This window comes from Ruegeria sp. CDSC021 (genome assembly GCF_059610845.1).
On the sequence record NZ_JBXWOK010000005.1, the window covers coordinates 44,236 to 57,167 of the forward strand.

The following is a 12,932-nucleotide window of genomic DNA, read 5'->3' on the forward strand; positions in this document are numbered from 1 at the left end:
TGGAAAAATATTTTCTGTCAATCTAAATTGAATTGACTTTGGAATTTTATTTTCTTTTAGTATGGACGTCATGATCGCCCTCATTCATAAAATTAGACCTCTTGGGCAAACATTTGAAAGCAGAGACAGACATGGAATTGACCCGCGATCTTCCACTAGAATATGACCAATCGGGATTGCTGTTTATTGACGTGCAGAACTTTGCAGCCCACAGGGATGGTGCCGAATTCGAAGGGCTGACAAATGCCGAGTTTGACGCAAAGTTTGGCTGGTTTTTTGAGCAGCTGAAATCCCGTATCGTACCTAATATGCAAGCCTTGCAAAAGGGATTTCGCGCGGCGGGAATCGAGGTTCTTTACACAACGATTGAAAGTCTGACCAAAGACGGGCGCGACAGATCTCTGGATTACAAAATCACGGGCTTCAACGTGCCCAAAGGATCCTGGGACGGCAAGGTGATCGACGAACTGGCACCAGCCGATGATGAGATCGTGTTTCCAAAATCTTCGTCCTCAGTCTTTGTCTCGACCCACATAGATTACGTGTTGCGCAATCTCGGCATAAAGCAATTGGTGCTGGCAGGGATCGTGACCGATCAATGCGTCGAAAGCGCAATTCGCGATGCCTGTGATCTGGGCTATCTGGTCACCCAAGTAACGGATGCCTGCATGACCTACACGCAAGAGCGTCACGACAATTCCCTGCAAACGATCAAAGGCTACTGCCGTCAGGTGACGACAGCCGAATTGCTTGACGAAATCGGTCGTGGCTAGGTCGGTGAGGCGCCCAGCCGATCCGTTTGACGGCGCGTCTCAGGCGTTACCCACACCCGTTTTCTCGCCAAATTCCGATTTTCCCCTGCGCGTCAGTTCAACCTGTCATCATCCAAAAAATCGCTCAGAAATGTTTGGCGAGCCACACTCAAAACAGCATGTGAGATCAGAGACAAACCCACACTTTTCGGTAAAACGTCCAAGCATTATCTGCCCTCACCACATGTTTTCCTTGATGCAGCGAATGCCAGTTTCAGAGTGACATAGTAAAAAGGCTACATAAGTGGTCACGGATTTGCCGATACACAAAGTAAATGCCAGGTTGAAACCATTTTTTTGATCGGTATCGGGGCCTTGGGAACAGCGGTAGGGCCACGAGCGTTGTAATTGCGGCTCCAAGTGGTTACATAGGAAACACTAAAGTTCTGGTTTTCTGCAGCCTAGGCGTATCGCCTGCTAGAGTGAACTAAGTTCTTCCATCATGAAAATTCAGCTGTCACGTCCTCTACTTGGATTTGATGTTTGGGAAAGTTGCCGATGTTATCGCGCACGACCACATCGCTTGTGATGTTAGTTGATCCGTTTGTGGTGATCAGACGCACCGATGGCTTGCCAATAAACCACAACGCAACCGTTGATCAAATGAGCTTCCGATAGGCAAGAACTGCGCCTATCGACCATCGCGTCCTGAGAATGACCTGGGCGCAAGATTAAGATTGCGCAGAAAGACATAAAACAGCGAGGCGGCGCTTTCTCCGCCAGAGGATCTAAAATGACATTTCCAGAATGGACGAAACCAGGCATCTACGGTGCTTTGTGTGGTGCGGTTGCGGTCTCAATCCTTGGCTTTACCTGGGGCGGATGGACAACCAGCGGCAGCGCTCAAGAGTTGGCGAAAGACCATGCTAGCGAAGAAGTAACGCTTGCGATGGTGCCGGTCTGCCTGAATAGGTCAACCGCTGACCCCAAGCGCGAAGAAATAATCGAAACACTGCAAGAGGCCTCTGGCTTTAACCGCCGCAAGGCCATGATGGATACAGGTTGGGCAACACTGCCGGGGTCAGATTCGCCAAGCCGCGACCTCGCAGATGCCTGTATCGCGGGGCTTGAGCTGGATGGATCATAAGGCAAAGGCAATGCCGCAACTCTTTCGGACGACTTGGCGCGCAAATCTGTCACTAGGCATTCAGATGAGTGCGGTGCTGATTGGGTTTACACTCTGTGCTTTGCTTTTATTTTCGATGCCTGCCTTCGCTCAATCTACATCGCAATCGGTGCCAGAAAATGCCACTGCAACAAGTTACGGTGACGGTTGGAAATGCAACGCCGGGTATAGGTTGAGTGGCGACGTCTGCGCAGCTGTCGTAGTGCCAGAAAATGCCTATCCGACCAACCGTACCTATGGTTTAGGTTGGGAATGTCTTCATGGTTTTCGCGAGAACGATGAAGCGACCTGTGTTGCGGTGATTGTACCCGATGGCGGATTCCTTGATTCATCAGGTGAACGCTGGCATTGCTCGCGCGGTTTTCTCAAAATCGACGATACGTGCCAAGAAATTGTCGTACCCGCAAACGCTTATCTGGCTGATACGACCTATGGACCCGCGTGGGAATGCAAACGTGGGTTCGAAGCATTGGACGACCGTTGCGTCGCCATTGTGGTCCCGGCCAACGCGTATTTGAATTCATCAGGATACGGCCAACCCTGGACATGTGAACGTGGATATTTTGTACAGGATGGCACGTGCGCGGCCGTCATGATCCCTGAACATGCCTACTTGGACGATGCAACGTACGGCACGGGATGGAAGTGCGAGCGGGGATACGCGACCTCAGGTGTGAAATGCGAAACAATAGAGCTTCCTGCGAATGCCCATCTTGACAGGTCCGGAAACCGTTGGAACTGCAACAAGAATTTCAAGTCATCTAAAGGTCTGTGCGTTCTCGATAACTGAGCGCGCGGCGCGACTATTTCGACTTTGGTATCCGATGGTGACGACCGTGTTGCCTTGGGTGTCGACCACACAAAGGAAACATCATGAAAACCGACTTTAACGTGGCAAACACGATCCGTCGTCCTGTTAGCGGGGCGCAGGCGCCGCCATTTACCAGCGACGAACCCATAAGATCAACTTCTGCCACTCAGATCATCTTGCCGCCAACTGCGATTGTCTATTGCCAAGGTAACTTTGCCAAGGCGGATGGCAAAACTGCAAATGGCCTCGTTCGCCATTCAGAGGCCTACAGGATCCTGTCTGTCATCGATAGCGATCACGACGGCAAAGACAGCGGGTTGGTTCTTGACGATACTGTAAACCACATTCCGGTCTTCAGAAGTCTGGACGCTGCTGTTGTCCATGAAGCTGTAATCCCAGAAACCCTCATTTACGGGATGGCACCATCTACGGGCAGGCTCTCATCGACAGATCGTGACGTTGTTCTCGACGCGATTTCACTTGGTATGAACATCGTCAGTGGATTGCATGAATATCTGGGCGATGATCCAGAAATCGCCTCTTTTGCGGTCGAACGCAAAGTCACCATCCGAGATATTCGCAAACCCAAACCCAGCAAGGATATGCGCCTGTTCGATGGAAGTATTGCAGGTGTGAAAGCACTGCGCATAGCTGTTCTTGGGACCGACTGCGCCATCGGAAAGCGGACAACAGCGACTGTTTTAGCCCGTGCCTTGAACGCAAGGGGTATCAAGACTGTCCTTGTTGGTACGGGCCAGACAGGTTTGATGCAGGGTGCAAAATATGGGGTGGCAATGGATGCCGTACCGCCGCAGTTCTGTTGCGGCGAACTTGAAGGCGCGATCGTTGACGCTTCCGAGTCTGAACGACCCGATGTCATATTGATCGAAGGTCAAGGCGCGTTGAGCCATCCGGCATTCTGCACATCCGCCTTTATCCTGCGGGGCAGCCAGCCGGACGCCGTAATCCTCCAGCACGCTCCAAAGCGCGCGCATCGCTGTGACTTTCCCAATATGCCGATGCCCAAGCCTGCAAGTGAGATTGCCCTTATCGAAGCATTTGCTGACACAAAGGTCATTGGTGTCACGCTCAATCATGAGGGGATGTCCGAGGCCGAGGTAACCGACACGATCGCTGCACAGTCACAAATACTCGGGCTGCCGGTAACGGATGTACTCAGCCGGCCGGCTTCGCATTTGCTTGCAATGGTTGTTGCCGCTTACCCTGGGTTACATCACTCGACACCCGTGGCTGCGATATGAGTACCCCTCGCATTGAGGTGCATCTGAGCAAGATACGTCACAATGCGAAGACTGTTGTCGAGCGCCTCAAGACACGCGGCATCGGTGTCACCGGTGTGACCAAGGCAGTGTGCGGGCATCCAGCCATCGCTCAGGCAATGCTCGACGGCGGCGCTGTGGGGCTTGCGGAAGCGCGGCTTAGTAACGTGCGAAGGTTACGCAACGCGGGCATGACATGCCCGATCACATTGATCCGTACACCAACGCTGAGCCAGGTCGATCAGGTCATCCAATACTGTGAGGCGAGCTACAATACAGAAATCCTCGTGATTACCGCTCTGGCCGCCGCCGCGATCCGAAGAGACTGCATTCACGGCATTATCCTGATGGTTGAGATGGGCGATCTGCGCGAAGGGATCATGCCAAAGGACCTCGGCTCGGTTGCACAGCAAGTGGTGGACATGCCCGGCGTTACACTGAAAGGCATCGGAGCGAACTTTGCATGTCTGGGGGGAATTGCCCCGAATGCTGCAGATATGGAGGCCCTATCTGACCTGGCGAATGAAACAGAGGGGCAGTGTGGTCCCTTCCTTCACACGGTATCTGGCGGAAACTCGGCCAACCTTCCTTGGGCCCTCGGCGGACACCCAGTTTGTCGCATCAATGATCTAAGGCTGGGGGAAGCAATACTTCTGGGCGTTGATCCGGTTTCCGGAGATCAGATAGGCGGGATGTATACGGATGCATTCACGCTTGTCGCTGAGGTAATTGAAACAGGGTCCAAACCTGCATCTCACCCTCAGAGCATCTGCGATCCGGTATTCAAAAGACTTCACCTCGTCCCGAAAAGCGGACAGAGCACACAAATAATTCTGGCCGTTGGTCAGCAAGATACGGACATTTTGGGGCTTTCGATGCCCCCTGGATACAGGTTTATCGGTGCAACAAGCGATCATCTTGTCGTTGGCACTTACCATTCGACGCAAAGCGTAGGATCGGAAATGAAGTTCCAAATGAACTATAGTGCATTGATGAATGCTATGTCCGCTCCTGACGTTAAGACAAAGCTGCTCCGTGGCAGTCATTCACGACACGCGCATGTCTCTCAAGGATCAGGCAATCACCTGGCATCGATTTGAACACTCAACTGATAAATGCACCGTTGAAAACGGTTAGGAGAATAACCATTGGCAAAGCTGACAAAAAAAACTGTCTTCAATGCACACGTTCCCAAGGCGGAAACACCGATGGACAAAACAACGCGGATCGTTAGAGAAATGGTCAACGAAGAAGCAGAGCAAAGACAGATCAAGAATGCCCGGCTCCGCAAAACTCGGCTCGAAAGGGATGCGAATACATTATCTGAAGCCTGTCCGCCGAAGCCCGTCAAAAAGCGGTGACAGGATAGTCGCCCCTTCTTTTTGCGCGACTGGAATGATCGAAACACGAACAAAGCGGCTAGCGAGCATTTTTTTTCCCATGCATCAATCGCACCCATACTCATTTTACGGATACTGCCATGACAATCTCAGATGAGAGCTCAGAAAAAATTCACTATATCTGCCAGACATATGTGGAAAATAAGCCCGGTCGCGGAGGGCAAGGAAGCTTGAAAATTGGCAAGCAATTTGAATATTCCACGGCAGCAGAGGCACAAAACAGAGCAGAAAGGGAAGCGCTATCCGACGATTGCGCTGGCGCTGATGCCTACATGGTCAGTGAGGACCCGAACAGTGGCGAGGTCGGGGCGCCGAGCTTCATCATTAGGCTTGGAAATGTTCCGGAATTTGATGAGTTTTAGATCTTGAGCAGGCTTCAGTTTAACTCTCTAAACTCACATTGATTGCGGCATTAGATCGACAAAAAGCAAATCTATTTGGTGCCAGAAAAACAGACCATTTTGGGCGTGGGTTTTGCCAAGAAACTGCGCCATGAATACCGGAAAAAAGCAGTTTTTAGTGTAGGCGCAGCGAGAAATCCCAAGGTGCAGGTCGGGCTCGTTTGATACTTTCGTGGTATCCAGCGTAAAGGATCGTTCTCTTACTTCGAGCCAGATTTTGACGTGAAGGCCAAAGCGATCTGGCCTTTCATATTGTGCAACAACTAGATTGAGTAGAGGTATTGCGCATCTGGGACATACGTCAGATTTGTTCGACCTTCACGGAATCAAGCGGGTAGAAGGCGACATGGCCTTTGATGTCTAAGGCAGAATGGATCGGGTCTTCATAGCTCCAAGCAGCGTTTTCAGTGACCGAGGATTTGTTGACGATCGAAAAATGCGTGGCTTGGCCCTTGTGTTTGCACTGCGTGACCTTGTCGGTAACATCCAGAAATGCCATCGCGATATCGGTACGAGGGAAATAGATGACCGGATCAAGATCGCCCTCGAGCAATTCCAGAGCATTTGTGGTTTCACCCAGAATGGCGCCTCCTGAACGGACGCTCCATTTGCCTGGTGTCTTGCGAATGGTGATCTCGGTCATCTTTGCTCTTTCCTCTGGTCCGGTTTCCCGCTTGTCCACTGCCCGGTATATGTAACGATGCGGTGTCAGATCGGTGCGGTTGCGGCATCCAACCACAGTTGGGCGTCATCTCCCAGCCTTGGTCGAACTTTTTCGGCAACTTCGCGGTGATATGCGTTCAGCCAGTCGCGTTCGACTGCCGTCAGCATATCGGTCAGAACCAAGCGTCGGTCGATAGGGACATAGGTCAATGTGCGCCATTCCAACATGGGACGTTCCGCGTCACCACTGGGCAGGGTAGGGGCAGATTGCACCACCAAAAGGTTTTCAATCCTGATTCCAAACGCACCTTCGCGGTAGTAACCCGGCTCATTCGACAAGATCATGCCCGGCAGCAAGGGCTCATGGCTGGCTTTGGACAGACGCTGAGGGCCCTCATGCACACTCAGATAGGCACCGACGCCGTGCCCGACACCGTGATTAAAGTCCTGACCCGCTGCCCATAGGGGAATACGCGCCACGGATTCGATATCACGTCCAGCCAACCCGGCAGGCCAGCGCAGCATAGACATGGCGATCATGCCTTTCAGCACGCGAGTAAAGCAGGCTTTTTCTTCTTCACCCACATTGCCGATAGCAATGGTCCGGGTAATATCAGTCGTGCCATCCAAATATTGTCCGCCGCTGTCCAGCACCAGGATATGACCGTCTTGCAGCAGGCTGTCGGTTTCCTCGGTCACCCGGTAATGCATGATCGCGCCATTGGGTCCTGTCCCTGCAATCGTATCGAACGAGATATCCTGCAGGGCATTATCCTTGCGCCGGTTCTCCTCAAGCCGAGTGACCACCTGCGTTTCCGTAACATCGCCAGCGGCTTGCGCATCCAGCCAGCACAGCGTTTCGATCACAGCGACAGCATCGCGCAGATGTGCCTCGGCACTGCCTGCGATTTCGGCAGGGTTCTTGCAGGCTTTGGGCAGCGCACAAGGGTCGCCGCCATCGACCATCTGCCCTTCTAGTACATCGGCCACTGCCTGTGGCAGCGTACCAAGATCAACCTGAACCTTACCGTCAAGCGCTGCGACAGCCGTCAAAAACGTGTCCGGCGCATGAACTGTGACTGAATCGGCCATCGCCACGTTCAGCTTTTGGTGCGCCATGAACAGATCCACGCGGCCATCCGCATGCAGTATAGCAAACCCATGCGCCACCGGGTTGTACCCGATATCGGAGCCCCGAATGTTCAACAACCACATGATCGAGTCGGGCAGGGTAATCACCGCTGCGCCACAGCCCGCGTCCTGCAGGGACTGCGCCAGACGCGCGATTTTGCTGTCTGCGCTTTCGCCCGCGAATTCGATCGGGTGCAGCTTTACCGGGTTCATTGGTGGATCGGGTTGATCCCACCAAACCCGGTCCACCAGATTGTCGCTGCGCACCAGTGTAATATCTCGTCCTTCAAGGTCGGTCTGCGTTTTCGCGATCTGACCCGCCGAATGTAGCCACGGATCAAAGCCAACCCGACCACCCTGCGGGAGTTGTTCCGTTAGCCACGCGGCAAGGCTGACCTCGGGCCATGGAACAGGTGTGTAATCGGCGGCGACCTGCGCTTTGACCTGCGTGCGATAACGTCCGTCAATGAAGACGCCGGCCTTATCTGCCAAAACCACGCAGAACCCGGCCGAACCTGTGAACCCGGTCAGCCAGGCAAGCCGTTCGTCGCGCGGGGCCACATACTCGCCTTGATGCACATCTGCGCGCGGGACCAAGAAACCGTCCAACTCATCGCGTGTCAATTCGGTCCGCAGATCGGCCAGCCGAGGCGGGCCCTGTTCCGGCCGTGCGGTCACGGCGAAGGACTGAAACATGTCATACCTCTATCAGTTTGGAGCGCGCGACGCCATGTTATGGAAAAGGCGATTCAGCCTACTCTCTTCATTCCCATCACCCGCGCTCGTGCGCGCGGATCACTGTCAAACAGAGCGGCCAGTTGCTCGGTCATGGCTCCGGCCAGTTGCTCGACATCCGTGATGGTCACGGCGCGGTCGTAATACCGGGTCACGTCATGGCCGATGCCGATGGCAAGCAATTCCACCATCTTGCGCTTTTCGACCATCCCGATCACATCGCGCAGGTGCTTTTCCAGATAGTTTGCAGGGTTCACGCTGAGCGTTGAATCATCGACCGGCGCCCCGTCCGAGATTACCATCAAAATCTTGCGCTGCTCGCGCCGTGCCGTCATCCGGCGATGCGCCCATTCCAGCGCCTCGCCGTCGATATTTTCCTTCAGCAGACCTTCTTTCATCATCAGCCCCAGATTGGGTCGGGCGCGTCGCCACGGGGCATCCGCGCCTTTGTAGATGATATGGCGCAGATCGTTCAGACGACCGGGCTGCTGTGGGCGGCCATCGTTCAGCCAGGCCTCGCGCGCCAGCCCGCCTTTCCACGCTCGCGTGGTAAAGCCCAGAATCTCGACCTTGACGTTGCAGCGTTCCAGCGTGCGTGCCAGAACATCCGCGCAGATCGCCGCGATCGAAATAGGTCGCCCGCGCATCGAGCCCGAATTATCCAACAGCAGCGTCACCACCGTATCGCGGAACTCAGTATCCTTCTCGACCTTAAAGCTCAGCGGTGTGGTTGGGCTTGCAACAACACGCGCCAGACGGCCGGCGTCCAGAATGCCTTCTTCGCGGTCGAACTCCCAGCTGCGGTTCTGTTGCGCCTGCAACCGGCGCTGCAATTTGTTGGCCAAACGGCTGACGGCGCCTTTCAGCGGTTCTAGCTGTTGATCCAGATAGGCCCGAAGGCGTTCCAGCTCAGCGGGCTCCGCCAGATCCTCGGCGGCGATCTCTTCGTCATGGGTGCTCAGGTAGACCTTATAGTCGGGATCAGCATCGGATGCAGGCGGAGGGGCAGGCGGCTCCAGCGGGGCCTCGCCCTCGGGCATCTCGGCCTCTTCTCCCATTTCATCCTCGGCCATCTCATCCATGGAGACTTGGGCCTGAGACTGATCCTGCTGTTCTTCCTGTGACTGCTCAGGGGTCGCATCCGCGTCCTGTTCGTCCTGATCATCCTGACCAGTGCTGTCGGGGTCGGGCTGTTCTTCGGCGTCGTCTTCGGCCTGATCTTCCTGATCTTCGTCCAGCTCATCCGGGTCATCGCCCAGCTGATCGCCATAGCCCAGATCCTTGATCATCTGGCGTGCAAACTTGGCGAATTCGGCCTGGTCCGAAAGCACCTCGTCAAGGTTCTCCAGTACGCCCCCCGCCTGATCTTCGATAAACCCGCGCCACAGGTTCATGACATTGTCAGCCGCAGGCGGCAGGTCGCGACCAGTGGCCAGATGCCGGATCAGATAGCCGGCGGCCACCGAAAGAGGCGCGTCAGCTGGTTGTTTGCATTGATCATACCCACGCCGGATCGCTTCGTGCCCGATCTTGACGTCGATGTTTGACGCAGTGCCTGGCATGTCCCGCGCACCCATCGCTTCGCACCGGGCAACCTCCATCGCCTCGTACAGATCGCGGGCCATGTCACCTGGAGGCGCATAGCGATTATGAGTAGCATCATCGTGATAGCGTCGCTGCAAAGCCAAAGCATCCGCGGTCCCGCGCGCCAACAGAACCTCTTCCCGCGTCATGCGCCGCGAGACCTGAGGCAACCGCATCGACTCACCCGACAGGCCCGACGGGTCGACCGTATAGCTCACCGTAAGTTCCGGATCGTCGGCCATCACTTTGGTGGCTTCGGCCAGAGCTTTCTTGAACGGATCAGCGGGGTTGTCTTTGGGTTTGCTCATCGGTGGCAGGTCCGGTCTTGTTCTACTCGGGCAACCTAGAGCCAATCATAGGTCTTGACCATAGGGTCGGCCTTGTTTTCCGGGTAATCAGCGGCACGCCCGAATTGCAAAAACGCCGGACCTGTAGAAAAGAGGCAACGCCCGGCTTCTGCGTGGCCTGTGATTCTAACTGGGGGTGACTTTTCCGTCAGTACAATGCAAAACGAACGGTACACGAACGCGTGATATAGTTATTTGTTTGGGACGGTTTTATGGGACTCAGAAGACAATTTCGAAAATTGTTCGGGATCAAAAGACAGACCATAGAATCACAGCCCTCGGGCTGGTTAGCCGAGAATGTTTTCTGTCAGTCACCCTCAACGCCGCTGAGTGAGATAGTTCACGTTTTCGATCCCAAATACAAAGATCCTGACCCAATCAACCTAGTGCATATCGTCAATTTCTTTTCTGTCGACGGAGCGATGAATGATGTCCAGCGCGCTACGTTGGATAGCATGGTGACTGCCAAATCAGATCCGTTGGCTGGTGAAGGTGAAACAACTTTGGTGCAGGTTCCGGTGCATGGGGACGAAGATCTGATTCAGGCCCATTACGGCCTGCAAGTTGCGACAAAACTGGAACGCACGGTTCTGGATGTCGGAACGTTTCGAATTCCTCGGCCTTTGCCACTTTTGTTTGATATTCTGGAAAAGGGTGCATCCGTTGCTAAACCCGGAGATTTTGTAATCTACACTAATGCAGATATTTGTCTTCAGCCCTATTTTTATGGCGCGGTACGTCAGCTTATTGCGGGTGGTTTCGATGCCATCACGATCAATCGCCGGACATTTGGCGATGCGCATGGGTTTTCCCATGACCCCCTGTCTATGGGTGAGGTCGGTATGCAGCATCCGGGTTTCGACTGCTTTGTTTTTTCCAAAGAAGTTTTCGATCAATTTGTCCGCACAGATTCCTGCCTCGGGATGTCTGGGGTCATACAGCCAATGCTATTCAATCTCGCTGCGCACTCGAAACGAATGCTGATGCTCAAGAATGTCAGTCTGACGTTTCATTTCGGCGATGATCGGCCGTGGAAAACCCAGGACTTTGATGATTATGCCATGCATAACTTCACAGAAGCGGCGGATAGTTTAACCAAATTGGCGGAAGACGTCAGTAAACGCGGTCATCTTCGCGAATTCTGTGACAATCACATTGGAATCTGGAAACTTGACGACGATGGACTGCTGGCTCCAGATGCGGCTCAAGAAGTTGCACAGGCACATTTGGCCAATAATGCATAAAGGCTAGCTTTCGTAGCTTTTGATGATGTGGCCCTGCCAGAGCTTCCGAAAGCCTATGCCACGCACAAGCCCCCGGAAGTTCCGTATATTTTGTTATCCCAAGCTGGTGCTTGCAGCGCTTTCCGGGAGTTCCTCGTCAAAACACCGCTGATAGAACTCGGCCACTGTCTGGCGCTCCAGCTCGTCGCATTTGTTCAGAAAGGATAGGCGGAAAGCATAGCCGACATTGCGGAAAATCTCGGCGTTTTGCGCCCAGTTGATCACGGTCCGGGGACTCATCACGGTCGAAAGATCACCGTTCATGAATGCAGTCCGAGTCAGATCGGCAACGGTGACCATCTGAGCGACGATCTTGCGGCCCTCGGCAGTGTTGTAATGCGGCGCTTTGGACAGAACGATCATCGTTTCTGCGTCATGGCTAAGGTAGTTCAGCGTCGCGACCAGAGACCAACGGTCCATCTGGGCTTGGTTGATCTGTTGTGTGCCGTGATACAGGCCGGTCGTGTCACCCAGGCCAACAGTATTGGCGGTGGCAAACAGGCGGAAATACTTGTGCGGGGTCAGAATCTCGTTCTGGTCCAGCAGGGTCAGGCTGCCATTGGTTTCCAGAACGCGCTGGATCACAAACATCACGTCTGCGCGCCCGGCATCGTATTCGTCAAAGACGATCGCAACAGGGTTACGCAGAGCCCAGGGCAGAATTCCTTCGTGGAAATCCGTGACCTGCTTGCCGTCGCGCAGTTTGATCGCGTCCTTGCCGATCAGGTCGATCCGGCTGATATGGCTGTCGAGGTTCACACGCACAGCCGGCCAATTCAGGCGTGCGGCAACCTGTTCGATATGGGTCGATTTACCGGTGCCGTGATAACCCTGAATCATCACGCGGCGGTTATGGGTAAACCCTGCGAGGATTGCCAGCGTCGTATCTGGGTCGAACTTATATGTCGGGTCGATCTCGGGAACCCGTTCTGTCTGTTCGTAAAAGCGTTTGACCTGCATGTCAGAATCGATGCCGAACACATCTCGGACCGAAATCTCTTCTGTTGGTTTTGCGTTTGCGTCAATCGGCCAATCCATGCCTGTCGTCCTTATCCTGATACCGCGGCCCCCGCGCGGGCTTCTGAACCCGTGTGTGGTGCAACATATTGCAGATAAGGGCAAGGGAAAGCGGCCCCCTTGGAAAGGTGAGCAGGTTTTTCTTTCAAACTGGCCCTATTGACGCGCGGGCGATCCTTGGTCGCGACGCGTACCAGGTGCAGGTCAAGCCGCGTTTGTCAACAAAGGCACTGCGGCCTGTTCGGACGCACATGCCGATCCATGTGTCGGAAATGCTGTATGCAGGTAAGTATTCAATAATCCAAATGTTGAAAATGACCTTATCAGACATATGAAAAATGG

Annotated in this window: 12 protein-coding genes; 8 read left to right on the forward strand and 4 right to left on the reverse strand. The window is 54.0% G+C overall.

The window, feature by feature from the left end:
• Positions 1-131: 131 nt before the first annotated feature.
• The 7 genes from AC2FGB_RS09935 (at position 132) to AC2FGB_RS09965 (ending at position 5,791) form a co-directional block, all read left to right on the forward strand.
• Entirely contained in the window at positions 132-773 is a 642-nt protein-coding gene (locus AC2FGB_RS09935) for a cysteine hydrolase family protein (protein ID WP_496689720.1), read from the forward strand.
• A gap of 772 nt (positions 774-1,545) precedes the next feature.
• On the forward strand, positions 1,546-1,899 hold the full coding sequence (locus tag AC2FGB_RS09940; protein WP_142635000.1) for a hypothetical protein: 354 nt from the start codon (positions 1,546-1,548) through the stop codon (positions 1,897-1,899).
• A gap of 64 nt (positions 1,900-1,963) precedes the next feature.
• Positions 1,964-2,728 (forward strand): hypothetical protein, encoded by a 765-nt coding sequence (locus tag AC2FGB_RS09945; RefSeq protein ID WP_496693949.1) that lies wholly within the window; start codon positions 1,964-1,966, stop codon positions 2,726-2,728.
• Between the two features lie 83 nt (positions 2,729-2,811).
• Positions 2,812-4,011: an N-acetyltransferase DgcN family protein gene (locus tag AC2FGB_RS09950; RefSeq protein WP_496693948.1), complete on the forward strand. Its 1,200-nt coding sequence runs from the start codon at positions 2,812-2,814 to the stop codon at positions 4,009-4,011.
• Complete coding sequence (locus AC2FGB_RS09955) at positions 4,008-5,129, forward strand: alanine/ornithine racemase family PLP-dependent enzyme (RefSeq protein ID WP_496693947.1); 1,122 nt, start codon at positions 4,008-4,010, stop codon at positions 5,127-5,129. The genes AC2FGB_RS09950 and AC2FGB_RS09955 overlap by 4 nt, the downstream gene beginning before the upstream one ends.
• Positions 5,130-5,177: 48 nt before the next feature.
• Entirely contained in the window at positions 5,178-5,390 is a 213-nt protein-coding gene (locus AC2FGB_RS09960) for a hypothetical protein (RefSeq protein WP_281972780.1), read from the forward strand.
• 119 nt (positions 5,391-5,509) lie between these two features.
• Entirely contained in the window at positions 5,510-5,791 is a 282-nt protein-coding gene (locus tag AC2FGB_RS09965) for a hypothetical protein (RefSeq protein ID WP_282021446.1), read from the forward strand.
• 340 nt (positions 5,792-6,131) lie between these two features.
• Here the strand turns inward: AC2FGB_RS09965 and AC2FGB_RS09970 are convergent, their stop codons facing one another.
• From AC2FGB_RS09970 to cobT, 3 genes are all read right to left on the reverse strand, one after another.
• Positions 6,132-6,473, reverse strand: a complete 342-nt coding sequence (locus AC2FGB_RS09970; protein WP_142634990.1) for a DUF427 domain-containing protein — start codon at positions 6,471-6,473, stop codon at positions 6,132-6,134.
• 65 nt (positions 6,474-6,538) lie between these two features.
• Entirely contained in the window at positions 6,539-8,320 is a 1,782-nt protein-coding gene (locus AC2FGB_RS09975) for an aminopeptidase P family protein (RefSeq protein WP_496693946.1), read from the reverse strand.
• A gap of 53 nt (positions 8,321-8,373) precedes the next feature.
• On the reverse strand, positions 8,374-10,251 hold the full coding sequence (gene cobT, locus AC2FGB_RS09980) for a cobaltochelatase subunit CobT (protein ID WP_142634986.1): 1,878 nt from the start codon (positions 10,249-10,251) through the stop codon (positions 8,374-8,376).
• Between the two features lie 461 nt (positions 10,252-10,712).
• On the opposite strand from cobT, the gene AC2FGB_RS09985 reads away from it, so the two are divergent.
• Positions 10,713-11,534 carry a hypothetical protein gene (locus AC2FGB_RS09985; RefSeq protein ID WP_496693945.1) on the forward strand — a complete coding sequence of 274 codons (822 nt, stop codon included), beginning with the start codon at positions 10,713-10,715 and terminating at the stop codon, positions 11,532-11,534.
• A 93-nt stretch (positions 11,535-11,627) separates the two neighbouring features.
• Here the strand turns inward: AC2FGB_RS09985 and cobS are convergent, their stop codons facing one another.
• Positions 11,628-12,611, reverse strand: a complete 984-nt coding sequence (gene cobS, locus AC2FGB_RS09990) for a cobaltochelatase subunit CobS (RefSeq protein ID WP_496690879.1) — start codon at positions 12,609-12,611, stop codon at positions 11,628-11,630.
• Positions 12,612-12,932: the final 321 nt, after the last annotated feature.

Coding starts and splice junctions, on each gene's coding strand:
- AC2FGB_RS09945 (WP_496693949.1), top strand. CDS start 1,964: ATGAGTGCGGTGCTGATTGGGTTTACACTCTGTGCTTTGCTTTTATTT.
- AC2FGB_RS09965 (WP_282021446.1), top strand. CDS start 5,510: ATGACAATCTCAGATGAGAGCTCAGAAAAAATTCACTATATCTGCCAG.
- AC2FGB_RS09985 (WP_496693945.1), top strand. CDS start 10,713: ATGAATGATGTCCAGCGCGCTACGTTGGATAGCATGGTGACTGCCAAA.
- AC2FGB_RS09975 (WP_496693946.1), bottom strand. CDS start 8,320: ATGTTTCAGTCCTTCGCCGTGACCGCACGGCCGGAACAGGGCCCGCCT.
- AC2FGB_RS09955 (WP_496693947.1), top strand. CDS start 4,008: ATGAGTACCCCTCGCATTGAGGTGCATCTGAGCAAGATACGTCACAAT.
- cobT (WP_142634986.1), bottom strand. CDS start 10,251: ATGAGCAAACCCAAAGACAACCCCGCTGATCCGTTCAAGAAAGCTCTG.
- AC2FGB_RS09935 (WP_496689720.1), top strand. CDS start 132: ATGGAATTGACCCGCGATCTTCCACTAGAATATGACCAATCGGGATTG.
- AC2FGB_RS09950 (WP_496693948.1), top strand. CDS start 2,812: ATGAAAACCGACTTTAACGTGGCAAACACGATCCGTCGTCCTGTTAGC.
- cobS (WP_496690879.1), bottom strand. CDS start 12,611: ATGGATTGGCCGATTGACGCAAACGCAAAACCAACAGAAGAGATTTCG.
- AC2FGB_RS09970 (WP_142634990.1), bottom strand. CDS start 6,473: ATGACCGAGATCACCATTCGCAAGACACCAGGCAAATGGAGCGTCCGT.
- AC2FGB_RS09940 (WP_142635000.1), top strand. CDS start 1,546: ATGACATTTCCAGAATGGACGAAACCAGGCATCTACGGTGCTTTGTGT.